Source organism: Rothia sp. HMSC069C01, assembly GCF_001814655.1.
Taxonomy (GTDB): domain Bacteria; phylum Actinomycetota; class Actinomycetes; order Actinomycetales; family Micrococcaceae; genus Rothia; species Rothia dentocariosa.
On the sequence record NZ_KV817408.1, the window covers coordinates 16,313 to 39,814 of the forward strand.

General features: G+C 57.3%; 20 protein-coding genes. 8 read left to right on the top strand and 12 right to left on the bottom strand.

Going from position 1 to position 23,502, the window contains the following annotated elements:
* Positions 1–69: 69 nt before the first annotated feature.
* A complete protein-coding gene (gene dapC, locus HMPREF2981_RS06905) occupies positions 70–1,248 on the top strand; it encodes a succinyldiaminopimelate transaminase (RefSeq protein WP_004005128.1) in 1,179 nt (392 codons plus the stop codon).
* 82 nt (positions 1,249–1,330) lie between these two features.
* On the opposite strand, the gene HMPREF2981_RS06910 is transcribed toward dapC, so the two are convergent.
* The 6 genes from HMPREF2981_RS06910 to dapD form a co-directional block, all read right to left on the bottom strand.
* Positions 1,331–2,266 carry an amino acid ABC transporter permease gene (locus HMPREF2981_RS06910; RefSeq protein WP_004005127.1) on the bottom strand — a complete coding sequence of 312 codons (936 nt, stop codon included), beginning with the start codon at positions 2,264–2,266 and terminating at the stop codon, positions 1,331–1,333.
* Positions 2,263–2,946 (bottom strand): amino acid ABC transporter permease, encoded by a 684-nt coding sequence (locus HMPREF2981_RS06915; RefSeq protein ID WP_004005126.1) that lies wholly within the window; start codon positions 2,944–2,946, stop codon positions 2,263–2,265. Before HMPREF2981_RS06915 ends, HMPREF2981_RS06910 begins: the two co-directional genes overlap by 4 nt.
* Before the next feature lie 20 nt (positions 2,947–2,966).
* Entirely contained in the window at positions 2,967–3,815 is an 849-nt protein-coding gene (locus HMPREF2981_RS06920) for a glutamate ABC transporter substrate-binding protein (protein ID WP_004005124.1), read from the bottom strand.
* Positions 3,816–3,825: 10 nt separating this feature from the next.
* Positions 3,826–4,587 (bottom strand): amino acid ABC transporter ATP-binding protein, encoded by a 762-nt coding sequence (locus HMPREF2981_RS06925; protein ID WP_004005123.1) that lies wholly within the window; start codon positions 4,585–4,587, stop codon positions 3,826–3,828.
* A gap of 348 nt (positions 4,588–4,935) precedes the next feature.
* A complete protein-coding gene (galE, locus tag HMPREF2981_RS06930; protein WP_037231082.1) occupies positions 4,936–5,949 on the bottom strand; it encodes a UDP-glucose 4-epimerase GalE in 1,014 nt (337 codons plus the stop codon).
* 332 nt (positions 5,950–6,281) lie between these two features.
* On the bottom strand, positions 6,282–7,256 hold the full coding sequence (gene dapD / locus HMPREF2981_RS06935; protein WP_004005121.1) for a 2,3,4,5-tetrahydropyridine-2,6-dicarboxylate N-succinyltransferase: 975 nt from the start codon (positions 7,254–7,256) through the stop codon (positions 6,282–6,284).
* Positions 7,257–7,363: 107 nt separating this feature from the next.
* On the opposite strand from dapD, the gene dapE reads away from it, so the two are divergent.
* The 5 genes from dapE (at position 7,364) to HMPREF2981_RS06960 (ending at position 12,641) form a co-directional block, all read left to right on the top strand.
* Positions 7,364–8,497 carry a succinyl-diaminopimelate desuccinylase gene (gene dapE / locus HMPREF2981_RS06940; RefSeq protein WP_004005120.1) on the top strand — a complete coding sequence of 378 codons (1,134 nt, stop codon included), beginning with the start codon at positions 7,364–7,366 and terminating at the stop codon, positions 8,495–8,497.
* A 254-nt stretch (positions 8,498–8,751) separates the two neighbouring features.
* On the top strand, positions 8,752–8,973 hold the full coding sequence (locus HMPREF2981_RS06945; RefSeq protein ID WP_004005119.1) for a hypothetical protein: 222 nt from the start codon (positions 8,752–8,754) through the stop codon (positions 8,971–8,973).
* A complete protein-coding gene (locus HMPREF2981_RS06950; protein ID WP_070661889.1) occupies positions 8,970–10,472 on the top strand; it encodes a hypothetical protein in 1,503 nt (500 codons plus the stop codon). The genes HMPREF2981_RS06945 and HMPREF2981_RS06950 overlap by 4 nt, the downstream gene beginning before the upstream one ends.
* 154 nt (positions 10,473–10,626) lie before the next feature.
* Positions 10,627–10,998 (top strand): twin-arginine translocase TatA/TatE family subunit, encoded by a 372-nt coding sequence (locus HMPREF2981_RS06955; protein WP_004005117.1) that lies wholly within the window; start codon positions 10,627–10,629, stop codon positions 10,996–10,998.
* Between the two features lie 164 nt (positions 10,999–11,162).
* Positions 11,163–12,641 (top strand): hypothetical protein, encoded by a 1,479-nt coding sequence (locus HMPREF2981_RS06960; RefSeq protein WP_004005116.1) that lies wholly within the window; start codon positions 11,163–11,165, stop codon positions 12,639–12,641.
* Positions 12,642–12,806: 165 nt separating this feature from the next.
* Here HMPREF2981_RS06960 and HMPREF2981_RS06965 read toward each other — a convergent pair whose 3' ends face one another.
* The 3 genes from HMPREF2981_RS06965 to HMPREF2981_RS06975 all read right to left on the bottom strand — a co-directional run bounded on the left by HMPREF2981_RS06965 (position 12,807) and on the right by HMPREF2981_RS06975 (position 16,359).
* Positions 12,807–14,063: a P-loop NTPase gene (locus HMPREF2981_RS06965; protein ID WP_050749218.1), complete on the bottom strand. Its 1,257-nt coding sequence runs from the start codon at positions 14,061–14,063 to the stop codon at positions 12,807–12,809.
* Positions 14,064–14,246: 183 nt separating this feature from the next.
* Complete coding sequence (locus HMPREF2981_RS06970) at positions 14,247–15,038, bottom strand: DUF1003 domain-containing protein (RefSeq protein ID WP_004005114.1); 792 nt, start codon at positions 15,036–15,038, stop codon at positions 14,247–14,249.
* A complete protein-coding gene (locus tag HMPREF2981_RS06975; RefSeq protein ID WP_004005110.1) occupies positions 15,031–16,359 on the bottom strand; it encodes a magnesium transporter MgtE N-terminal domain-containing protein in 1,329 nt (442 codons plus the stop codon). Before HMPREF2981_RS06975 ends, HMPREF2981_RS06970 begins: the two co-directional genes overlap by 8 nt.
* A 184-nt stretch (positions 16,360–16,543) precedes the next feature.
* Here HMPREF2981_RS06975 and HMPREF2981_RS06980 point away from each other — a divergent pair, with 184 nt between their 5' ends.
* Positions 16,544–17,551 (top strand): hypothetical protein, encoded by a 1,008-nt coding sequence (locus HMPREF2981_RS06980; protein WP_004005108.1) that lies wholly within the window; start codon positions 16,544–16,546, stop codon positions 17,549–17,551.
* A 95-nt stretch (positions 17,552–17,646) separates the two neighbouring features.
* Here the strand turns inward: HMPREF2981_RS06980 and HMPREF2981_RS06985 are convergent, their stop codons facing one another.
* Positions 17,647–19,176 carry an aminopeptidase P family protein gene (locus HMPREF2981_RS06985; RefSeq protein WP_004005107.1) on the bottom strand — a complete coding sequence of 510 codons (1,530 nt, stop codon included), beginning with the start codon at positions 19,174–19,176 and terminating at the stop codon, positions 17,647–17,649.
* A 126-nt stretch (positions 19,177–19,302) separates the two neighbouring features.
* Here HMPREF2981_RS06985 and HMPREF2981_RS06990 point away from each other — a divergent pair, with 126 nt between their 5' ends.
* Positions 19,303–20,166 (top strand): PHP domain-containing protein, encoded by an 864-nt coding sequence (locus tag HMPREF2981_RS06990; RefSeq protein WP_004005106.1) that lies wholly within the window; start codon positions 19,303–19,305, stop codon positions 20,164–20,166.
* A gap of 114 nt (positions 20,167–20,280) precedes the next feature.
* Here the strand turns inward: HMPREF2981_RS06990 and HMPREF2981_RS06995 are convergent, their stop codons facing one another.
* Positions 20,281–21,522: a DNA-methyltransferase gene (locus HMPREF2981_RS06995; RefSeq protein WP_238382288.1), complete on the bottom strand. Its 1,242-nt coding sequence runs from the start codon at positions 21,520–21,522 to the stop codon at positions 20,281–20,283.
* Between the two features lie 7 nt (positions 21,523–21,529).
* The gene (locus tag HMPREF2981_RS07000; protein WP_048779405.1) at positions 21,530–23,275 is read right to left on the bottom strand and encodes a DEAD/DEAH box helicase; all 1,746 of its coding nucleotides are present in this window, start codon (positions 23,273–23,275) and stop codon (positions 21,530–21,532) included.
* Positions 23,276–23,502: the final 227 nt, after the last annotated feature.

Consider the following 23,502-nt stretch of genomic DNA (forward strand, 5'->3'; position numbering starts at 1 on the left):
GCGATACAATGACTACGCACGAAAGAACAGCCGGTATCTGCCGGTTTACAACGCCGCACAAGGAGAACCATGCGTGCCTACGGTCTAGATCTACCCGAATACCCCTGGGAAACCCTTATTCCCTACCGCAAACTTGCTGCCGAACATCCGGGTGGGACCATAGACCTCTCCATCGGCACCCCGGTCGATGACACCCCGCAGCTGATTCAGGATGCGCTTGCCGCAGCATCCGACGCCCCCGGATACCCGACCACGCACGGAACTGTTGAACTGCGCCAAGCGATCGTGGACTGGTTTGCACGCCGCCGCGGGGTCACCGGGCTAAGCACCGACCAGGTGATGCCCACGGTCGGTTCCAAAGAACTTGTGGCGTGGCTTCCGTTTCTACTGGGACTAGGAACTGACCCCGGCACTCAAGAGCGCGATGTGGTGGTTTACCCACGCGTGGCGTACCCAACCTACGATATAGGGGCGCGCTTCGCTGGCGCGCAGTCCGTGCCCGCAGATTCGCTTGATGAGCTGCCCGAAGATGTGCGCAGGCGCGTGCGGTTGGTGTGGGTGAACTCGCCCGCCAACCCGAACGGCGTGGTGCGTGATGTTGCTGAGCTTCGCGAGATTGTGCGGCAGGCACGTGATATTGGCGCTGTGGTAGCCAGCGATGAATGCTATGCGGAACTCGGCTGGGGCGCGTGGGATGAAGCTCGCGGCGGTCAGCGGGTGCCCTCTATTCTTGATCCCCGCGTATGCGACGGCAACTTTACCGGGCTTTTCGCCGCATATTCGCTCTCAAAACAGTCGAACCTGGCGGGGTACCGTGCCGCGTTTATTGCGGGTGATGCGCAGCTTATGCCTAACCTCATCAACTCCCGCAAGCACGCCGGGATGATTGTTCCCGCACCCGTGCAGCGTGCGCTGATTGCTGCCCTAGGAGATGAAGCCCATGTGGCGGCGCAGAAAAATAAGTACCGCGCGCGCCGGGAAGAGCTTCTCGCAGCTATTACCGCCGCAGGCGGGCGCGTCGAAAACTCTGAGGCTGGGCTGTACCTGTGGACCACTTTCGGTGAGGATACGTGGGCATCTATCGAACGTTTGGCCAAGCTGGGAATCGTTGCGGGACCGGGGGTCTTCTACGGTGAAGACGGCGCCGGGTATGTGCGTATCGCGCTGACCGCATCCGATGAGGATATTGCGAAGGCGGCCGAGCGTCTTACGGCGAGCGCTGGGATAGGAAATGCCGTAAGAGAATAAATACCGCCTGAGAAACAAAGATGCCCGGAACCCCCAGTGCAGGAAGTTCCGGGCATCTTCTATACCGGATGCGCACCTCCGATTATTTGCGTTTGCCGGGGAGCAAGAACATCTGGAGGGTGGGCGGATTCGGGTTATCGACCTCGCCGGGAACCAAGTCCACCTTGCGAACTTTCGAGGAAGTACGCGAGGCGAGGAACGAGGACAGCCAGGTTGCCAGCGCCGTGAGCGCGAAGTTCACGATGACGAAGAGCGCCGCCGCCAACAGAAGGGTCTGTAGCACGTTGCCGTCACCCGAGCCGATGCGTCGTGCAGATGCCAGCAGCTCGGGGTAGGAAATAATGTACCCGAGCGCGGTGTCCTTGAGGATCACCACAAACTGGCTGAGCATCGAAGGCATCATGGAGTTGAATGCCTGGGGCATAAGAATCGTGCGGAGGGTCTGACCGGGGGTCAGCCCGATTGCTAGACCCGCCTCGCCCTGGCCGCGCGGCAGCTGTTTGACACCCGAACGCAGCAGCTCTGCAATCACGGATCCGTTATAGAAGGTCAAACCGATTACGACCGCGAGGAACGGCAGCTGTGAGGGGTTAATCCAGCTGAACCGGCTGAGGAACAGCCAGAAGAAAATCATCATCATCAGCACCGGAACGGCACGGAAGAACTCAACTACAATGGTGCCGAACCAGCGAAGCACGCGGTTCTGCGCTAGACGTGCCATGCCGAAGACAACACCGAAAGCGATAGAGGTAATTACCGAAATACCCGCCGCCTGCAGGGTTGAAACAAGACCGGGCATGTAGTAGGAACCCCAAGCTTTTGCGGTGAAGAGGTCGGTCCATTTTTCTGCCTCAAGCTGACCCTTAGCGCCCATCACGCTCAGCACATAGACAGCGAACGCGATAAAAACCAGAATCGCCGCGATATTGAAGACACGGGTGCGAGCCTTCGCACGGGGGCCGGGAGCGTCGAAGAGGACAGTGGTGCTTGTGGTTACATCAGAATTAAAGAATTTCATCGCTTCACCGCCAATTTACGTGAGGACCAGGTGGTCAGGATGCCTAGAGGCACCACAATCGCCACGAATCCCAGTGCGAAGATCAGGAAGATCGCTAAAACCATATTCGCATCGAACTCAATCATGGACTTCATCATGCCTGAGGCTTCGGCAACGGATGCTACCGATGCGACCGTCGTGTTCTTCGCCAGCGCAATGAGCGTATTGCCCAGTGGAGTGATGGAGCCGCGCAACGCCTGCGGAAAAATAATCATGCGCGCAGTATCCATGAAGCCGAGGCCAATGGCACGAGCCGCCTCCGCCTGACCGGTGGGAACCGTGTTCACACCCGAACGGATTGCCTCACATACAAAAGATGCGTGATAGATCGACAGCACGATCACGGCGTACACGAAGAAGTTCGTCTCAAAATCGGTCGAGAACGACAGCTGAAACTGTGTCCACACGCCCAGTAACGCTAGAGTCATCAGAATCGTCAGCGGGGTGTTGCGGAATAAGTGTACATAGATCGTACCCGCCCAGCGTAGCGAGGGGACCGGGCTGATACGCATCAGCGCTAGGATCGCACCGAGTACGAAAGACCCGATCGCGGCCCAGAACGTTAGCTGAATATTCACCCAGAACGCGCCCAACACATCGTATTTGGCGAAGAGAGCGCCGAGTTGGTCAAAGAATGACATCGTTTTCCTCTCTTCCGTGCCTAAGCGCAGGACGCCGAAGGTTTTGGCGGATTCTTTTCGGTGTTGTAGCTGTAGCCGGTGCCGTCCGTGTGCTTCTTCACCAGGTTCTCCCAGGTGCCGTCTTCTACCATCTCGTTAATAGCTTTATTGATGGCTTCACACTTATCGGTACCCTTAGGCAGACCAACACCGTACTTCTCAGTGGTGAATGTTTTGCCAACCAGCTTGAGTTTGCCCTTATTTGCCTTAGTCGCGGCAAGACCCGCAAGAATAATATCGTCGGTCGTCACCGCATCTACCACGCCGCCGTTAAGTGCGACCACGCAGTCCGAGTAACTATTCTGCTTCACCAGGTTCACGTTTTTGGCGTAGGTATCCTGAATTTTTTTGGCGCTGGTCGAACCGGTCACCGAGCATAGGTTCTTTCCGTTCAGGCTATCGGGTCCGGTAATGCTCGTTTCATCGGCGCGTACGAGCAAATCCTGCCCGGCAACGTAGTACGGACCGGCAAAATCAACACTCTTCTTACGGCTGTCGCTAATGGAATAGGTCGCCAGAATCATATCGACCTGACCGTTGGAAAGCATATTCTCACGGTTAGCACTGGGGGACTCTACGAACTCGATCTGATCTTCCGAATAGCCGAGTTTACCAGCAATGTAGCGCGCCACATCTACGTCAAAACCGGTGTAATCCTGACCGTCCTGGTAGCCCAAGCCAGGCTGATCGTACTTAATGCCGATGCGAATCTTAGGTTTAGAGTCCGAGGCGCTGGAGCACCCGGTCAACGTGAAACCGAGGGCAAGCGCAGCTGCGGTACTTGCGGCGAAAAACTTGGTGGCGGCGCGGTTAAAGAATGATTTTTTCATGGCACACCCCCTAGTGGTCGATGATCTTGGAGAGGAAGTCGCGGGCGCGCTCGCTCTTGGGTTTGGTGAAGAATTCATCCGGAGTGGCTTCTTCAACAATCTCGCCGTCCGCCAAGAAGACGATGCGGTCGGCGGCTTTACGGGCGAATCCCATCTCGTGGGTTACGACGATCATGGTCATGCCGTCGCGGGCGAGGGAGACCATGGTATCGAGCACTTCGTTCACCATCTCGGGGTCGAGTGCACTGGTGGGCTCGTCAAAAAGCATGACCTTGGGCTTCATCGCGAGAGCGCGGGCGATGGCGACGCGCTGCTGCTGACCGCCCGAAAGCTGGGCTGGCATTTTCTCGGCTTGGGAATCTACCCCAACTTTGGCGAGAAGTTCCATAGCTTCGGCTTCGGCCTGTTCTTTGGAGAGTTTGCGGATGCGGCGCGGGCCTAGCGTCACGTTATCAAGGATGGTTTTGTGCGCAAAGAGGTTGAAGGACTGGAAAACCATACCCACTTCTGCGCGCAGCTTGGCGAGCTCGCGACCTTCTTTGGGCAGTTCTTTTCCGTCGATATGTATAGAGCCAGAGGAAGTAGTTTCGAGGCGGTTGATGGTTCGGCAGAGGGTTGATTTGCCGGAACCGGAAGGACCGAGAAGGATGATAACTTCGCCTTTATTGACCGCTAAATTGATGTTCTTGAGCACGTGGTTGGTGCCGTAATATTTATTGACCTCGTTGAGCTCTACGAGTGGTTTTTCTGCGGGTGCAGATGCCTGTGTCACGGTGATAACCCTTTCATGTGAGATGCATCTATGACGTGGGTTTCATAAAACGAATGAGATTCTAGCTTACGTCAGGTTTGTAACGGGTATGTAACAGCTGCCGGGTTTTCTGTAAAAATTATTGAAAAATTTATCTTCTGTGCATAGTTATAGTTTTGGTGACTCGAAATAGAAGCCATATAAAAGCAATAAATACCATGTAAATATATGAATCTCACGCAATACTTTATGTTGTTTTTATTGTACTTCAGGTGTACTTACGTAGAGTTAAAAATATAAAAGTCGGGTGTCTTATGCATAAGTTTGCATAAGACACCCGACTTAGGAACCTCTTAACGAGGCAGTTGGCTAGGCATCGTAACCATTCGGGTTATTTTTCTGCCAGTTCCAGTGATCGCGCACCATAGTGTCAATATCTCGGGATGCGCTCCACCCCAGATCAGCCAGTGCCGAGGAAGGATCGGCATAGGAGACAGCAACATCACCGGGGCGGCGCGCCACGATCTTATAGGGCAACTCTTTACCGCAGGCTTTCTCGAAGGCATGCAGCACCTCAAGCACCGAGTATCCGTTCCCGGTACCCAGGTTCCAGGTGTGCAGACCGCCGTGCTCGCTAATGTAATCCAGCGCCTTAAGGTGACCATCGGCAAGATCGACGACGTGAATGTAATCGCGCACACCGGTGCCGTCGACGGTGGGGTAGTCGTTGCCGAATACGTTCAGATGCTCGCGGCGACCGACTGCAACCTGAGCGATAAATGGCACCAAGTTGTTGGGAATACCCGAAGGATCCTCACCGATACGCCCGGATTCATGCGCACCCACGGGGTTGAAGTAGCGCAGCAGAGCGATATTCCAGCGGTCATCGGAAGCCGCCAAGTCTACGAGCATGTCTTCGATATGTTCCTTGGTGCGGCCGTAGCAGGACTGTGCATCCATATTCAGCTTCTCGATGAGCGGCATGGATTCGGGCTCACCGTACACGGTTGCGGACGATGAGAATACGATAGAACGACAGTCTGCGGCATCCATAGCGTAGAGCAGGTTCAGGGTACCGGCGACATTCGTCTGGTAGTACCACAGCGGCTTCTCTGCTGATTCACCCACTGCCTTCAATCCTGCGAAGTGGATAACCGCATCCGGGCGGATTTCGAGGAAGAGTTTCTTCATACCCTCAAAATCCAGCAGATCAACCTTATGGAACTCGGGCGCGCGACCGGCGAGCTCGGCAACACGCTGCAGGGAAGTTTCGGAGGAATTCGACAGGTTATCCATGACGACAACCTCGTGCCCTGCATTGAGGAGTTCAAGAACGGTGTGCGAACCAATGTAACCGGCGCCACCGGTGACGAGAACCTTCATCATTGTCCTTTCGCGGAAGGCGCGAGGCTTTGCCCGTGCTTCCTCATGGTGTTTGGGTGAGTGCTCACCCCGTGATAACGTCGCTTAATATAGTAGCCCGCCCACGATGCGCATGCCGGATTTTCCGTGGCCTGTGAGGCTGTGTTGTGTATGTCTTAACGGTATGCTGACCTGGAGGTTTTTCGCGTATTTCACGTTTGAAAACCATCTGTATCACTTAGCCCTGATCCGCGTGACTTTTGTGAATACTTTTTATGCCGAAAAGCCGCCCACCGGTCGAACATATGAGACCAATAGGCGACTTTTCATGTAAAAAATTTAGGGGAGTGGCATTAGTTCAGGTGCAGCGCATCGTTGAGTTCCACGGTGTTCTTGGCACGCGGCAGAACCTCGATTGCACCCGAGACCGAATTGCGGCGGAACAGTAGGTTTGAGACCCCCGAAAGCTCAGCGGCCTTGACTACGCGCGGTTCCTCGCCCGGAATGAGCACGCTCACGCGCGATCCGGCGGTCACATACAGACCGGCTTCCACCACGCAGTCGTCGCCGAGCGCGATGCCGATACCCGACTCCGCACCCAGCAGGGAACGTTCACCAATCGAGACGCGCTGCGTGCCGCCGCCAGAGAGCGTCCCCATGGTAGAGGCGCCGCCGCCCACATCGGAACCGTCGCCCACAACAACGCCTTGGGAAATGCGCCCCTCAACCATCGACGTACCCAAGGTGCCCGCATTGAAATTTACGAAGCCCTCGTGCATGACCGTGGTACCGGGACTCAGATGCGCGCCCAGACGCAGGCGGTCGCCGTCGCCCACACGCACCCCGGCGGGAACCACATAATCCACCAAGCGCGGGAACTTATCGATATGGCTCACACTCAGGTGCCCGAGCTTACGAAGCCCCAGCGCAAGTTTCTGAAACTCGCTGGCGAGCACCGGTCCGTGATTCGTCCACGCCACGTTTGCCAGCTTGCCGAACAGTCCGTCCAGGTTGATGCTGTTCGGGCGTACCAGCGTATGCGAAAGTAAGTGCAGGCGCAGGTAAGCATCGACCGCGTCCTCGGGGGCCTCATCCAGGTTGATGGATGCAGTGCGCACCTCAGTACGGGCGTTACGCTCGGGGTGGTCGGCGACGAGCGCATCCAGCTCATCGGCGAGAGAAAGGTCGGGGGTCTGGGTTAGCGAGGGGGCAGGGAACCAAGCATCGAGCACGGTCCCAGCCTCATTCCCGGCAGCCACGACATTCACCAGCGCGACACCGGAAGCATAACGGGATTCGGAAGATAGGTTTTCAGACATGCCCACCATTATAGATGCGCTATCGGGCGCCGTATAGGGAAAACGCGCGGCCTCCCACGGGTTGAAATGCTAGGGTTGAACACGAAGACTGTTGCGCAACCACGGAAGACCCCTTGATGACCACTTCGCTTGATCTGAACGTTTCGATGCCCGAACTCACCCGCACGCTCCTTGATATTTATTCGGTCTCCGGGGAAGAAAAAACTATTGCAGACGCCGTCTATGAGGCTCTCAGCGCATATCCGCATCTGCATCTCACCCGTGATGGTGACGCCATGATAGCCCGTACCGAATTTGGCCCCCGCAACGGTGAAGAACGCACGCGCATTCTGCTGGCTGGTCACCTGGATACCGTACCTCTGCCCACGGTTGCGGGATCGCTCGGAACCGTACCCGCAAGCATCGTTGAAGATAACGGGGACTGGATTCTCTATGGGCGCGGTGCCACCGATATGAAGGGCGGCGTTGCGGTGCAGCTCAAATTGGCGGCAGAACTGGGTGAGCACGATACCGACTACAACCTCACCTATGTGTTCTACGACCATGAGGAAGTCGCCAGCGAACTTTCGGGCATGGCGCGGCTCATTCGCAACCACGGTGAGCTTCTGACTGACGCTGATTTTGGTGTGCTCTTGGAACCCACCGATGGCACTATTGAGGGCGGATGCAACGGTACGATGCGCTTCTACCTGCGTACCGCCGGGCTCGCGGCGCACTCCGGGCGTGCCTGGAAGGGTGAAAACGCGATCCACAAGCTCGCTGGGGCGCTGCGTGTTCTGGAAGATTACGAACCGCAAACCTACGAGGTTGAAGGGCTTGCGTACCGTGAAGGACTCAACGCCGTGCAGGTTTCCGGAGGAGTCGCCGGGAACGTTATTCCCGATGCTGCCGCCCTGCACATTAACTACCGGTTTGCCCCGAATAAGACCCTGGATGAGGCAAAAGCACACGTCACTGAGCTTTTCGACGGCTATGAACTCGACTTCGTAGACCTTTCTCCGGCGGCGCGGCCCGGATTAGATACCCCGCTGGCGGCATCACTCATCGCGGCTGTCGGGCAGGAACCCAAACCCAAATACGGGTGGACAGACGTGGCGCGGCTCAGCGAGATCGGTATTCCCGCGGTGAATTTTGGTCCTGGCGATGCGCTCCTCGCTCACACCGACAACGAGCACGTGAGCTTCAGCGCGCTTACCCGCTGCTACACCGATCTGCTTTTTTGGCTGCATACCGAAGTCGACGAAGACTAGCCGATAAACCCCACACCGATACAAATACGCACTTTAATATCTGTGCCAGCCGGGCAGGTAGGCTAGACTGAACAGATAGAGTAAATCTATGAGTCGCGATGCACCGCTTACCCGCTGGATGCGTTATTGTATGCAGGCAACGGCGGTCAGCAGCTACTTTGGGTACGCCTTAAGAAATGCGCGTGTTTCCTAGGGCAGGCGTATCTGAGGGCTCATAGGACCAGTAAACCGAACATGAACCGAAAAGGTATCCCATGAACATCCTGATCACGCTTCTGGCGGTGGTGGTTCTGATCCTCACCCTGCTGGGAACTTTTGGCCTCACCAGCCAGCGACTATACCCCGGCAAGAAGTTAGCGACCTATATCGCTCGGGATGGACTAGACGTGTTCGCGGATAAAACGGCACCTCGGGAGTCCGTAAGCGACGAAAGTACCTTGACCTCATCACCGGTTCTACCCCAACATTCCCGATGAACAATCCCTCTGACAAAACTCCCAAACAGCACACTACCGTGCCCTCTATTCCCTGGAGCTCAGCGAACAAACCGGCGGCACAGGCTAAACCTGCCAGCACATCCAACCGCGATGAGGATAAAAACCCCTCAAAAACCTCCACCCTCAATGCCGATATCACATGGTTGTATATAGCATCGGGGGAGCGTTTGCGCCGCATGGGCGATGCCTTTCTAAGACTTCCCGCTTGGCTGCAAGTCATGCTCGTTTACGCTTTCAGCCGCGTCTGGGGATTCATTATTTTTTCTGTGGTTGGCAACCAACAGCTGCTTGGTCCCTGGGGCCAGCATCTGGGGTACCTTCCCTTCATTAGCACCTGGGATTCCAGCTGGTACGGGCAGATAGCGCAATCCGGATACCCGAGTAAGCTGCCCTATGATTCCACTGGAGCGGTGGCGCAAAATCCCTGGGCCTTTTACCCGCTATTCCCCCTGATCGCTGGCGGTATTAACCGGATCACAGGGATCGGTTACTATCCGGTAGCGGCTACAGTGGCGCTCTTGGCTGGGTTCGCTGCCGCATGGGTTATCTACCTGCTCTTCACCACGAGCCTGAATATTGTGGGTTACCGAGACCAATCGCATGGCGAAAAAGTATCTGAGGCAGCGTCGAGCACCGAAGACCAGAAGGATGTAAAAACCTCACGGCACAATCTGGCGCTCTGGGCGGTTGCGGCGGTAGCATTTCTGCCGGTTGCCCCGGTGCTGCAAGTGCCCTATGCCGAATCCTTAAACCTCGTATTTCTCGTTTGGGTTCTACTGCTGATGATGCGCAAGCAGTATCTGCTCATGATGCCCGTCGCGCTCCTGGCATGCCTGTCCCGCCCGGTTGGAGTACCCTTGGGTGCCACCGCCGGGCTATGGTGGTTCGCCTGCCTGATTACAGAGGCTAAGGCACAGCAGCAGCGCCGTCAGCGTGGCGAAGACCAAGAAGGATTCGAGAGCGTTTTCTTACGCAGCCTGCCGCAGCTTGGCAGTGCCCTTTTCATCTGCTTCTGCGCGCTCATTTGGCCAATCTACGCCTGGCAAATAACCGGTCGTATTGATGCTTACACCGCCACCGAAACCGCCTGGCGCCAGGGCGATCTTGCACCCGTGGCACCCTGGATTTCTCAGGGTATAGCATACTTCGGGTACTTCACGATCCTCCTGTTCCCGCTCCTGATCGTGGGGTATGCAGCCTTTCTGGCAAGTCCGCTCGTGAAACGGGTTCTCGCAAGTCCCATCATCCTCTGGTGCGCATGCTATGGCGCCTATCTACTGATTTTCCTCAACCCACAGTCTTCAACTTTCCGGCTGCTTCTGCCCCTCTTTCCACTCATGCTTCCCATCGTGGCGATATCCTCTTCGCGCGCCTACCGGTGGCTGCTGATTGGTTCCGGGGCCCTTCTGCAGCTTGTCTGGGTGGGCTGGCTGTGGCATTGGAAGCAACTACCGGGCGGCGGGGACTACCCGCCCTAAACCGAACGCTATACCCAGGCGCATCCCGGCGAGAGCTTACGGCGGGATGCGCATCACATATAGACGATAAAACCGTGCGGCTCAGTGCGAAACACCTCATAAAAGCCTTCGTGGCAATTCCCGTCGCACTCAAGATGCTGGTACTCTATATCTTGTGTTTGGTATTAGTGGCACTGAGTTCGTCGTCTTAGCCGTTCTCACGTTCTTCGTGATCGGCCCCGAACGCATGCCCGAATACGTGCGCCAAATCAAGGAACTCATCAAAACAGTTCGTCGAATGGCCTTCGACGCCCGAGACGAGTTTAAAGATACGCTGGGGGATGCAACACTCAACGAGATCAACTGGCGTCAGTATGACCCCCGTCAATATGATCCCCGCGTTATTGTGCGCGAAGCCTTCGCGGAAGACGATGCAGAACGGGCACGTGAAGCTAAAGAACGCTCCGAAGCGAACAAGCCCGCCGCATCAAATCTAAACCGGCTGCCGCGCGGTGCCTACGCTCCCTACGATACGGAAGCGACCTAAACAAGGCTTAGATTCTATGGAAGATCCCCTAGCCCTACGGCAGGGGATTTACTATGTGCGAAGCTCTAGCGACAGTCACATAGATAAAGCCTTGAGAAACATAAATCTTCAGCAAAAACATCACCTAACTTCCGAAACACCGCACCGCCCAGGAGAATACGCCGATGAGCGAAAGCCTTGATAGCCCCACGTATGGTGAGGCGGAAAAACCACGGGACCCCATTTCACCGCTAAACCCGCGCAGGGCAGAACGTTTTAATCCCACTCGTTTTACCTTACATACCGGCGGCTTCTCCTTTTTCGACTCCCTCGGTACTTCCGCGACTGCTGCTCTGCACCGGGTGGCGCATCGTTTTGTTGCGTTACCAGCCTGGGCTCAGGTGCTGAGTATTTGGGCACCCAGCCGCCTATGGGGGTTTATCGTTTTCTGGATCGTCGGTATGCAGCAGGTTGCCGGTCAGCAGAAAAAGGGCGACGGCCATGTGCCCACCCTTCTTGAATATTTGGGGTGGTGGGACGCCGAATGGTATGAACGGATTTACAAGAACGGATACCCCATCCAACTACCCGTATACGATAACGGAGTTGTTGGGCATAATACGTGGGCTTTCCTTCCGGCCCAACCTACTATTGCAGGGTTCATAGCCGATACCACAGGTATTCCTTTTGCCCTCAGCACCGTGATGCTCAGCGTAGTGGTGAGCTTTGCCCTCGCATGGGTCATCTATCTGCTCTTCGTGGGATGTCTCAACTGGCGTGAGCACGGAGTATTCGAGATTCGTGCGAGCCAGGAATCACCGCATCGTTCCCTGGCACTATGGTCGGTTGCCGCCTATGTTTTTTGCGGGCCAGCGGTTATTTTTGGAACCGGGTATGCGGAGTCTCTGACCATTTTCGCGATCGCCCTGTTTATCCTACTTTTGGCATACGACCGGTACCTTTGGGCTATACCGGTGGCCTTCCTCGCCACGCAATCCCGACCCGTCGGCGTGCCCCTCGGCGCGCTCGCGGGTATATGGTGGCTGTATTGTGTGACCTCCGAATACCGTGTTCGCCGCGCGGCTGGTGGACCTTCGCCCCTCAGCGCCGGGCAAGCCTTGATGGGCGCGTTCGCGGCACGATCCCTGCACCTTATCAGCGCCTTGATCGTGTGTTTCTTCGCGCTGGGGCATGCGCTTCACGCAGCAATTGCGACCGGGCGAATAGACGCTTATCTTGCCACTGAAATAGGCTGGAGCGGGCGTACCGTCGATGATGGGCAGCACTATGTGGTGCAGTGGGTTACCAACCTGAATACCTATTTGCCACAGTGGAACATGTGGGGTGTTGCCCTGCTGGTTGCCGTAGGCTTCTTCGCCTATTTCTGCTGGATTTTTTCGCGTAGCACCCGCTCTCTGCTGCATCCCGTCATGCTGATCTGGTGTGCTGCCTATATGGTTTATCTGGGTGTCTTCTGGCTTCCGCAGACCTCAACATTCCGTATTCTGTTGCCTCTTTTCCCACATGCACTCGTGCTCATAAGCTACGGAAAAGACTCAAGGGCGTATCGCTGGCTTTTGGTGTTCTTCGGGCTTGTTTTACAGCTGATATGGGTAGGTTGGCTGTGGCATAGTCACGGTCCGGGGGACTTGAATATACCCTAATGCTTTTGCCCTCTGAGTGTTTGGGTGGGTGGTTCCCGGTACGCTCTTGTCCTAAACCCTGAGGCGTTTGGTTGCGCATAAGTATGCTGGGCATCGAGAATACGAATCTCGATGCCCAGCATACTTATATTCTTGTGAGCTCTTCTGCGAGCTATCCGAGAAACTCTACACGATTAGCGACAGCGGCTTGCCCGCCAGGGAATCCTTGCGGTGCAAAAGCTGTGCAGCAATATTCTTAATTTCTATAGAAGTTGCTGACTCCGGGTAGCCCCACACCACGGGCATACCCTCATCACCGCCGGTACGCAGGGCAACATCAAGAGGAACCGAACCGAGCAGCGGCACCGAATAGTCCAGCGCCTCGGTCAGACGTTTCGCCAGATGTTCGCCGCCGCCTGAACCGAACATCTCTAACACAGTGCCGTCAGGTAGAGTCATCGCCGCCATATTCTCGATTACGCCCACCACCTTTTGCTGTGTCTGCAGGCTGAGGGTACCGGCACGTTCGGCGACATCCACCGCCGCATGCTGCGGGGTGGAGACCAGAATCAACTCGGCGTTGGGAAGCAGCTGTGCCATTGAGATCGCAATATCGCCAGTACCCGGGGGAAGATCAAGCAGCAGAACATCGAGCGCGCCAAAGTGGACGTCAAGAATGAACTGTTCAAGCGCCCGGTGCAGCATCGGCCCGCGCCAGGCGACGGGCTGATTATCTTTGAGAAACATGCCAATCGAAATAACTTTCACAAAACCGCCGGATGCGCCAGCCGCCAACTCGTGCCCGCCCGTATCGTCTTTACCCCGTACCGAGGCAGGAACGTCTACGGTCGGGGGAATAATGAGGTCATCCAGTCGGGTGGGGGCTTCCGTAATGCCCATGAGTCCCGGGATCGAGAAGCCGTGCACATCCGCGTCGATAATGCCGACGGCAAGACCCCGCGAAGCAAACGCCGCCGCGAGATTTGCGGTCATGGAGGATTTCCCCACGCCTCCCTTACCGGAAACCACCCCGAAGATGCGGGTGAGCGATCCGGGCGCGGTAAAGGGATTGGTGCGTTCGGGCTTGAGCCGGGATTTGAGGGCGCCGCGCTGTTCGGAGTTCATAGCACCAAGCTCAAGCTGCACGCGATCGATACCGGTGACGGCGGCAGCCGCCTCGCGCACTTGGGCGTCGATTGTGTTCTTGAGCGGGCATCCCTCAATGGTCAGCAGAACTTTCACCTGGGCATAGTGCCGCTGCGGGTTGTCTTCTTCGGCGAGAACCCGGGCATATTCCACCATGCCAAGTTCGGTGATAGGACGGCGCAACTCGGGGTCTTCCACTCGCGCGAGCGCCGCCCAGAGCGCATCCTCCAGGGGATTATCGGGCGCCGGTTCGTTTTCGCGGGAACGATCGTGCGGTGTGGCGTTAGGGCTACTCATGGTATCTCCTCAGCGCGTTCATAAGAGGGTATATATCGTCGCGGTGACGATGCCGCACCGGGCGATAAAAACACCGCCGCGTAGATGGTTGGCTGCGGTGCTACTATCATGCGCGTTTGCGCATTATTTGTCTAGGCTGGTGTTCTGCGAGCTTAAGAGCTTAACTGGGTTGCAGAACACGCTTTAGGATGTGGGTCGTTCGCCTTTATGCGCCGTTGGTGCCTTGGTGTCAGGAGAATTTTCGGTATTAGCAGTGTGACTCTCAGCCTCGGCGTTTTCTTCCCCGTCCGCATCTTCAAGTTCTTCGATATCGTCGCCAATATCCTGCAGCTGTTCGGCTTGGCGTTCCTGCTCTTCTTGAATAGATTTCAGCTCTTCCAAAATATCCCGAAGCTCGCTGCGCACGAAGTCGCGGGTGGCAACCTCGCGCAGGGCGATGCGCAGCGAAGCGATCTCGCGCGTCAAATACTGTGTCTCCTCAAGGTTTTGCTGATCGCGTTTGCGGTCCTCGGAGGCAACCACGCGGTCGCGGTCATCCTGCCGGTTCTGCGCCAACAGCAGCAGGGGAGCGGCGTAGGATGCCTGCAATGAGAGCATCAGGGTGAGCAGAGTGAAGTTGAGGCTTCGCGGGTCGAACTGCAGCTCTTCGGGGGCGAGCGTATTCCAGCCCAGCCACACTCCACAGAAGACGGTCATCCACAGCAAAAATTGAGGCGTACCCATGTACCGGGCGAACGCCTCAGTCATACGTCCGAAAGCGTCCGGGTTCGGGTTGTACGCAAAAAGCTTGTTCTTGCGCTCTGCCGGGGTGCTCAGTTGAGACTCAGCGCGGTTCCCGCTCCTGCTGGTTTCCCGGGTGTCGCGGCTGCGTTCGGCGTATTTCTTTTCGAGACGGTCTTTGAGGATGCGCGCTTTATCGATCCTCGGATTTTCCTCGTGCTTCAGGTTTTCGTTGCGGCGGTTCTGATCAGACAAAGCGTCGCCCTACCTTTCGTACGGGGGTTCCGTCGTCGAATGTGCGCCAGTCTTCGGGCAGGAGCGCATCGAGTACGTCGTCAATCGTGACCGCACCGACCAGGCGGTGAGATTCGTTCACGATGGGGATAATGGTCAAGTCGTAGGCGGCGAGTACGCGCGCTAATTCCGCAAGACTTGCCTGGTCAGAGACCGGTTCGGTGTCTGTGTCTAGAATGTGGCCAATCGATTCGCTCGGCGGCACCCGCAAAAGCTGCTGCATATGCACCAGCCCCAAATATTTGCCGGTCGGCGTTTCGAGGGGCGGCCGGGCCACCAAAACTGCGGCGGCCATCGCGGGCGAGATTTCTTCGGCACGAATATGCGCCAGCGCCTCGGCAACTGTGGCTTCGGGGGAGAGGATAATCGGTACCGGGTTCATGAGCGAACCGGCGGTGCCCTCGTCATATTCGAGCAGGCGGCGCACATCGTCTGCCTCATCCGGTTCCATGAGTTCCAGCAGCTTTTCACGCTGCACGTCGTCGAGCTCAATCAGGAGGTCGGCGGCGTCATCCGGTTCCATCTCTTCAAGAACCTGCGCGGCGCGTTCGTCTGCTAGGTAGGAAAGAATTTGTACCTGGTCCTCTTCAGGTAGCTCTTGAAGCACGTCCGCCAGGCGCTCATCCTGCAGCTCCGCCGCGATTTCGACCATGCGTTTATCGTTCATCTCGTGGATCGCATCGGCAAGGTCGGCAGGTTTAGAATTTTCGTGGTTCGCCACGAACGCGGTCGCGGCCTGCGGCTCCAGCTCGGTGGAGAGCATCGCCTGGTCCCAGTCCACCACCAGGGTTTCTTTGGAGCGGCGGCGCCACCCGCTGGAACTGCTCACACGGGATACGAAAAGTTCGGTCACGCCCCAATCACCGTTGCGGCGCTGTTCAATGGCGACGTCTTCGATCACGGCATCCCCGCTGCCGTCGAGCAGGCGCACACGGCGGTCGAAAAGTTCGCCCACAACCAGAGTCTCGGAGTTGCGCTGTTCAAAGCGGCGCAGATTCACGAGCCCGGTTGAAATAATTTGTGAGGCGTCGATGCTGCGCACACGAGTCATTGGCATGAAGACACGCTTTTTGCCGAGCACCTCAATAATGATGCCCACGACCACGGGTTCGCTGCCTTTGCGCAGGTGAGCACCAGCCGCCAGCGCCGCGCCAAAACCGCGCTTGAGTACGACCACATCACGCAGGCGACCGAGGCGATCACCGAAGGGGTCGAAGACATCAAGACCGAGCAGGCGGGCGATATAAATTTTGCTGGGGGCGCTGAATTTAGTATTGCTCACTCTATCTAGGGTACGCTGTGAACCCCGAATACGCACTTCACCAGTGCTTTAGGCACGCTGCGAGTCATGACCGGTGTGGGGTCGCAGACCCTAACCGATGCGCAAAATTTTTCTATGCGTGGGGAACTAAGCCCATCGCAAATATCCCGCCGCCTGCAGGCCCTCTGCCGGTAAAATATAGGGCATGACTCAGATGCCTCCCAATATGCCCCCGTCTTCTTATTTAGCGTCTCGCCTGGCGCAGGCTAACGGGCAGCTTATGCCTCAGGGTGAACCCGTGGCAGCCTTCAGCCGCCGTGAAGAAGCCTTCGCCGCTTTTGATGTGCTTGCCGCCGCGAACTACCCTATCACTGCGCTTTACCTGGTGAACGAAGGACTCAAACAGGTCGAATACCCCACCCAGCAGGGGTACGGCCGTCCGCTTCTGGTCGCTCTTATCCAGGGTATTCTTGCGGGCCTGTTCTACTCAGCGTTAGTTTCCACCGCGGGCACGAACTTCTGGGCTGCCGCCTCGTCAGCCGTGCCGATCGCTGTTGCGGTTTTCGTGGTCTGGAAAATTTTTGAGCTTCGCCGCGGCGGTTCCGGTCGCTACCCGATGCGCGGCGAGGCAGTCCCGGAACGCACCATAGTCTACGCCCTGAGTGATTATTCTTCGGAGGCGCGGCGCATCCTCTCGGCGAACCCGCTGTTTCAGAAGGCGGTAGCTTCGGCATCCTCGGGAACGCCGAGTGCAGGTACCGGCTTGCCCCATGCCGCCAGCCCCTATGTCTCTTATACACCAACGTCTGCCGGTGAATCTTCGCAGGCTCCGAGCACCCCGTCGACTGTGACGGATCAGCAAGGTGGCTACACCGAAAACCGCGATAGCGCTGCCAAGAACCCGAATCCCGAGCAAGCGGATGCGGGCGGACAACAGGGTACAGCGGCACAGGAGATTCCGTGGCAAAGCCCAGCCGGTGGGGATTCCCAAGCGACACAAGCCGCTGCATCACAAACTGCCGCGCCGCAAACCCAGCCCAACGACTCTTCTGAGCAGTCTTCGCCCGCCGCCGACACCCGCGAGCACAAGTCTCAGACGCAAGCGGCACAGCGGTTCGGTCTGCGCATTGACGATCCGGAAGAATATGCCAAAACTATCCGGCAAGCTCCAACTCGTGAGACTCCTAAGCCCAAGGGAGTCAAGGAAGACTAGCGTCCAACGCCACAGAGGCATCTGACACAACGAAAAAGTCCCTGCAGCCAGTACTGTACTGATTGCGGGGACTTTCCGTCTGTGAAAGTAAGAGACTACTGGGCGAGCTTCGCCATCCACGCTTCAATCTCTTCAACCGTGCGGGGCAGTGCCGCCGAGAGGTTTACATTGCCGTCCTCGGTGCACAGCACGTCATCTTCCAAGCGGATACCGATGCCGCGGTACTCCTCAGGAACAGACAAATCCTCATCCTTGAAGTACAGCGCGGGTTCAATCGTGAAGACCATGCCCGGCTCCAAAGTTGCGCCGGTGTACAGCTCCGCCTTCGCCTGCGCGCAGTCGTGCACATCCAAACCCAAATGGTGGCTGGTGCCGTGCGGCATCCACCGGCGATGCTGACCACCCTCAACCGTCAAAGAAACCTCAGCCGAAACGGGCAGCAGTCCCCACTCCTCCAGACGATGCGCCAGCACCTCCATCGCGGCATCGTGAATCTCATGGAACTTACGACCCGGCACAGCGACCTTGAACGCTGCATCCGCAGCATCCAACACCGCGTTATAGACCTTCGCCTGAACCTCGGTGAACTTGCCGTTCACCGGGAACGTGCGGGTTACATCGGCGGTATACAGGGTATCGTCCTCAACACCGGCATCCAGCAGCAGCAGCTTGCCCTCATCCACGGTGCCGTTATTGCGAATCCAGTGCAGAATCGTCGCGTTATTCCCGCACGCCGCAATCGTGTCATAGCCCAGGTCGTTGCCGTCGGTACGTGCCACCGAGAAAAACGCTGTCTCCACCACGCGCTCACCACGATGATGCGCCACCGCCTTCGGAAGCTCACGCACGACCTCCTCGAAGCCCTTCACCGTCATATCGACCGAACGCTGCAGGTTCTCAACCTCGATTTCATCTTTAATCAGGCGAGCCTCAGAGAGCGCCACCGTCAGCTCGGAATCGAGCTTATCGGATTCCTCCAGCGCAACGCCCGTGTTATACCGGGAAGTATCAACCAGCGCATCAATGGAAGGATCAACTTCACGCACCAGTCGAATACGCACCCCGCCCAACGCCTGAGCCCCGGCGTTCTTCGTGATCGCAACTTCAAGCTCCGAAAGATCCTTCGTCCGCACACCATAACGTTCCGAAAACTCCTTGAGCGTGGGGCGCGGACCAACCCAGAACTCGCCGTAGCGCGCATCCGCATAAAACTGCGTGGTATCACGGCCAGCCAACGGACGGAAATACAGGGTAACCTCATGGTTCGAGCCGTTATCACCGGTGCCCTCATCCACAGGCTCAAAAACCAGTACGGCGTCAGCCTCATGATCAACACCCAACCCGGTCTGATGCGCAAACGCCGAATGCGGGCGGAAACGGTAATCGCAATCGTTCGAGCGAACCTTCAGCGGTCCTGCGGGCAGAACCAGACGCTCACCCGGGAACTTTTGGGAAATCTTCTTACGACGTTGCGCCGCAAAATCGGCAACGCGTTCGCGGGTATAGCCATCATCGGCAGCGGGCTCCCAATTAGATGCGATGAACTCCTGAAAAGCTGATGCTTTGGGGGTATCGCGGTGATCTGTTGTTGGAGCTCCGGTGCTCTTCTTCGTATTTTCAGTCATAGTTGTATTCTATCCCACGCGCCGCGAGAAATCGCCGGTATACCGCCGCTATTTTCCGCGGGAAATCGCCTTGAGCAAGGCGCTATCGCGGGTGAGGCGAACGTAGGGTGCGCTAGAGTTAGAACTATGACCGAACGTTACGATCTGCATATTCACTCCGCAATTTCCGATGGTACTCAGCCGCTCACCGAATTAATTCCGCTTATTCGTAAGGCGGGACTGACAGGATTCGCGCTTACCGACCATGACACCGCGTGCGGATGGTCGCAGGCGGCCGAGCTGGCGGGGGAGTACGGGCTGGATTTTCTGCCCGGTGCCGAGTTTTCGTGCCGGTACACGTACCGCGATGAGCATGGGCGAAAGCGTACTAAGAGCGTGCATCTGCTGGCCTACGGGTATGACCCGCAATCCTCCGAGTTGGCGCGGCGGGTTGAGGAAATTCGGTGCTCGCGTGCGGGGCGGGCGCGGCGCATCGTTGAGCTGCTATCCGCAGACTACCCGCTCACCTGGGAGCATGTGCAGGAACAGACGGGTGAAGAGAATGCATCGGTGGGGCGCCCCCATATTGCAGATGCGCTGATTGCCGCCGGAATCGTCGCCAGCCGTGAGGAGGCGTTCGGTCGTATTCTCTATGCGGGCTCACCCTACTATGTGCCGCAAGAGAGCATGGACCCACTGGAGGCGACTCGGCTGGTGCTCGCGGCGGGTGGCGTGCCGGTGGTGGCGCATCCGATGAGTGAAAATCGTGGGCCTGCGCTGCCGCTTGAATACCTGGGTCAGATGGCGGATGCGGGCCTCGCCGGGATCGAGGTCTACCATCGCGAAAATTCTGAGCCGAACCGTGCGCGTCTGCTGGAATTTGCGCGCGACCGTGAGCTTTTAGTGACAGGTTCCAGCGACTACCACGGCGCGGGCAAACCAAACCAGCTGGGGGAGAATACCACTGCCCGCGAAACTGTTGAGGCGATCCGCGCCCAGATTCGCAGCTAAAGCTCGCCGCCGACAACTAAAGTAATCACTGTAAGTCGTACACTTTGCCGCATATCGTACGGTTAAACCCTACGAAGATGCAGCAAAGTGTACGGCATACGCCGGGTCAGTCCGCTATGAAGACGGCGCCGTCTCCTTGACCTGCTTCCGCTTCTTCGTCAGCTCGTGGCGTTTGCGGTCTTTACGCAGTTTTTCGCGGGCCTGGATGCGCAGCTCGCGTTCCAAAATATCGGTCGAAGGATGCCGCACAAACTGGCTGTGCGCCCCGTCAATAGGCTTCACACGCTCCCGAATCTTCTCGCTCTGTTCCGCCAGTGCGCGCCGTGATGCCGCCGTGAGCGCATCCCGAGAGGTACCCCCGCGAACCCCCACGTGACGATGCGGAGTAAACAGCACCGCCGCACCGCGCGGCACACCGCGGTAGTCGGCAAACGATTCGGCATCCACGTTCAGGCGTTTCGCCATAACCTCAATCGCGGGCGGGTTCTGATCCACGCACACGAACCTGCGCCCCAATGCCGCCGCAGCCGCACCGGTGGTACCGGAACCAGCGAAGAAATCCAGCACCCAGTCGCCCGGGCGTGATGAAGCAGCAATCATCCGCTTGAGCAGACCCAGCGGCTTTTGCGTGGGGTACCCGGTCTTTTCCTTACCCGTGGGCGAAACGATCGTATGCCACCACACATCGGTGGGGAGTTTTCCGCGTGCCGCTTTCTCTTCGGTCACCAGACCGGGTGCCATATAGGGTTCGCGGTCTACCGCATCCGCATTGAAGTAGTATTCCTGCGGGTTCTTGACATACATCAAGATATTGTCGTGCTTAGTGGGCCAGCGCTTTGTCGATTTTGCGCCGTAGTCGTAGGCCCAAATGATCTCGTTGATAAAACAATCGCGCCCAAAAATCATGTCGCACATGACCTTGGCGTAGTGAACTTCACGCCAATCGAGGTGCAGGTAGAGGGTGCCATCCTCTGTGAGCAGACGGTGAGCCTGCCTAATACGCGGCTCTAAGAACGCCCAGTAGTCCTCAAAAGCATCGTGATAACTCGCAAGGGTTTGCAGGGCACTCGTGTAGCTTTTGCCCTGAAAACCGGTACGATTACCGTTACCTTTACCCTGTTCTTCGCCGTCTGCAGCAGGGGCGGTTTTGAGGGTACGCCGGGTCTGAGTTTTGCCGGTGTTAAACGGCGGATCAATGTAGATCACAGTGAACGAGGCACTTGGCAACTCGCTCAGATACGCCAGATTATCGGCCTGAACCACCAGCGATGAACCATTCGGATCGAAAACTGGAACATCGCCGGTGCCCGACCGTTTGGGCACAGATGTATCGGCGGAGGATACTGCTTCGCTCACTCGCTATTTACTCCTCACCCGATGCGGCATCAGACTTTTTGCGACCCGCTTTCTTGGCTGTGGTCGAGTCTGCTTTATTACCCTTATTACCGGAACGGCGACGGCTGCGGCGGCGCGACGAGCCTTTAGACTCTGTTTTCTCGACCGAGCCATCCTTGGCAGAGCCGGATTTCTTAGCCGATTTTTTCTCGGCGGATTTCCCTGCGGTTTTCTCGGTGCGCGTCTCAACAGCTTCACCCTCAACGCGTCGGGTACGACGACGCGGTCGGCGTTCACGCTTCGGTGCGGCATCCTTCGAGGGCGAATCCTCCCCGCGCTTTTCGGACTTCGCCTTGCGGGAACCGCCGCGGGAGCCGCGGGGTTTAGAACCGCGCGAACGCGAGCCCCGAGAGGAACGGGAACCGCCCCGCGAAGAGCGCGAGTCGCCATAATCATCAAGGTGCTCCGCATCCAAACCTTCAAGAGTCTGCTCGGAACGCGGCAGGCGGCCCTTGGTTCCCGGCGGAATATCCAGATCGTAGAACAGATGCTCAGAAGAAGAATAAGTTTCTACGGGGTCGGAAACGCCTAGATCGAGCGCATCATTAATGAGGCGCCACCGGGCAATATCCTCCCAATCCACGAAGGTTACGGCGGTACCCTCATGACCCGCACGGCCGGTACGCCCGGTGCGGTGCAGATAGGTTTTCTCGTCTTCGGGCACGCGATGGTTAATCACATGGGTCACGTCTTCCACATCAATACCGCGAGCCGCAACATCGGTCGCCACCAGAATATCCACCTTGCCGTTGCGGAAAGCACGCAAAGCCTGCTCGCGAGCGCCCTGGTTGAGGTCGCCGTGCAGGGGAGCGGCGGCGAATCCGCGCGCGATAAGCTCATCGGCAACGCGCGCGGCATCGCGCTTGGTCTTCGTAAAGATCACGGTGCGTCCGCGTCCATGAGCACGCAGGATGCGACCGAGCATTTCGTCCTTATCCATATGGTGCACGCGGTAAACCACCTGACGAATCGAGGCCTTGGTCTTGGCGTGATCTTCCGGGTCTGCCGCGCTAATATGCATGGGCTTAGTCATGTATTTGCGCGCCATCGTGATCACCGGGCCAGGCATTGTCGCGGAGAACAGCATGGTCTGGCGGTCGGTGGGTAGGTATCCCATAATTTTTTCGACGGAAGGTAAAAAGCCTAGGTCGAGCATCTCATCGGCCTCATCCAACACCACCGTCTTAACCTGGGTGAGGGTGAGCGCACCATGCTGGTACAGGTCGATCAGGCGCCCGGGAGTGCCGACTACAACTTCCAGCCCCTTGGCGAGCTGCTCAACCTGAGGCTCGTAGGGAACACCGCCGTACAGGGTTGCCACGCGGGCATTGCGCAGTTTAGAGGCTACCGCTAAATCGTTGCCCACCTGAATTGCAAGCTCGCGGGTGGGTACCAAGATAAGTGCCTGAGGTGCCCCCGGCTTCTGCAGTGAACCCCACTGATCGTCGTCACGGCCCACCACACGCTGAATCGTGGGGAGACCGAACCCGAGGGTTTTACCGGTACCGGTTTTTGCCTGCCCAATAATGTCATGCCCGGCGAGTGCGACCGGCAGGGTCATTTCCTGGATGGGGAAGGGGCTCACAATGCCCACAGCGGCGAGTGCATCGCTAATATCTTGGCGAACCCCAAAATCGGCAAAGGACTTGGGGGAAGACTGTGGTGTTGAGGAAGGCTGGGCCTCATCGGTCGTCGCGTTTTGAGCGTCGGTCATCTCATATCTTCCTGCCCTGATCGGGCGGTTTGCGCCGCACCCGTACCTGTGCGTGAGTGTGCACAGGTGTTATGCCGTGTAGCTGCCCGAGTACTGCGGGGAGCACGGTGTATTCACAACGCCGGGCTTGCGCGAGGTGAAGGAAGCCGATCGCGGGAAATTCATGTTCCGAAGTCGAGCTCTTGAAAATGTACCTGCTGTAAAAGAACTCAGGCTCTCGGAAAGAC

Coding starts and splice junctions, on each gene's coding strand:
- dapC (WP_004005128.1), top strand. CDS start 70: ATGCGTGCCTACGGTCTAGATCTACCCGAATACCCCTGGGAAACCCTT.
- HMPREF2981_RS06910 (WP_004005127.1), bottom strand. CDS start 2,266: ATGAAATTCTTTAATTCTGATGTAACCACAAGCACCACTGTCCTCTTC.
- HMPREF2981_RS06915 (WP_004005126.1), bottom strand. CDS start 2,946: ATGTCATTCTTTGACCAACTCGGCGCTCTCTTCGCCAAATACGATGTG.
- HMPREF2981_RS06920 (WP_004005124.1), bottom strand. CDS start 3,815: ATGAAAAAATCATTCTTTAACCGCGCCGCCACCAAGTTTTTCGCCGCA.
- galE (WP_037231082.1), bottom strand. CDS start 5,949: ATGAAGGTTCTCGTCACCGGTGGCGCCGGTTACATTGGTTCGCACACC.
- dapD (WP_004005121.1), bottom strand. CDS start 7,256: ATGGTGGGCATGTCTGAAAACCTATCTTCCGAATCCCGTTATGCTTCC.
- dapE (WP_004005120.1), top strand. CDS start 7,364: ATGACCACTTCGCTTGATCTGAACGTTTCGATGCCCGAACTCACCCGC.
- HMPREF2981_RS06945 (WP_004005119.1), top strand. CDS start 8,752: ATGAACATCCTGATCACGCTTCTGGCGGTGGTGGTTCTGATCCTCACC.
- HMPREF2981_RS06950 (WP_070661889.1), top strand. CDS start 8,970: ATGAACAATCCCTCTGACAAAACTCCCAAACAGCACACTACCGTGCCC.
- HMPREF2981_RS06960 (WP_004005116.1), top strand. CDS start 11,163: ATGAGCGAAAGCCTTGATAGCCCCACGTATGGTGAGGCGGAAAAACCA.
- HMPREF2981_RS06965 (WP_050749218.1), bottom strand. CDS start 14,063: ATGAGTAGCCCTAACGCCACACCGCACGATCGTTCCCGCGAAAACGAA.
- HMPREF2981_RS06980 (WP_004005108.1), top strand. CDS start 16,544: ATGACTCAGATGCCTCCCAATATGCCCCCGTCTTCTTATTTAGCGTCT.
- HMPREF2981_RS06985 (WP_004005107.1), bottom strand. CDS start 19,176: ATGACTGAAAATACGAAGAAGAGCACCGGAGCTCCAACAACAGATCAC.
- HMPREF2981_RS06990 (WP_004005106.1), top strand. CDS start 19,303: ATGACCGAACGTTACGATCTGCATATTCACTCCGCAATTTCCGATGGT.
- HMPREF2981_RS07000 (WP_048779405.1), bottom strand. CDS start 23,275: ATGACCGACGCTCAAAACGCGACGACCGATGAGGCCCAGCCTTCCTCA.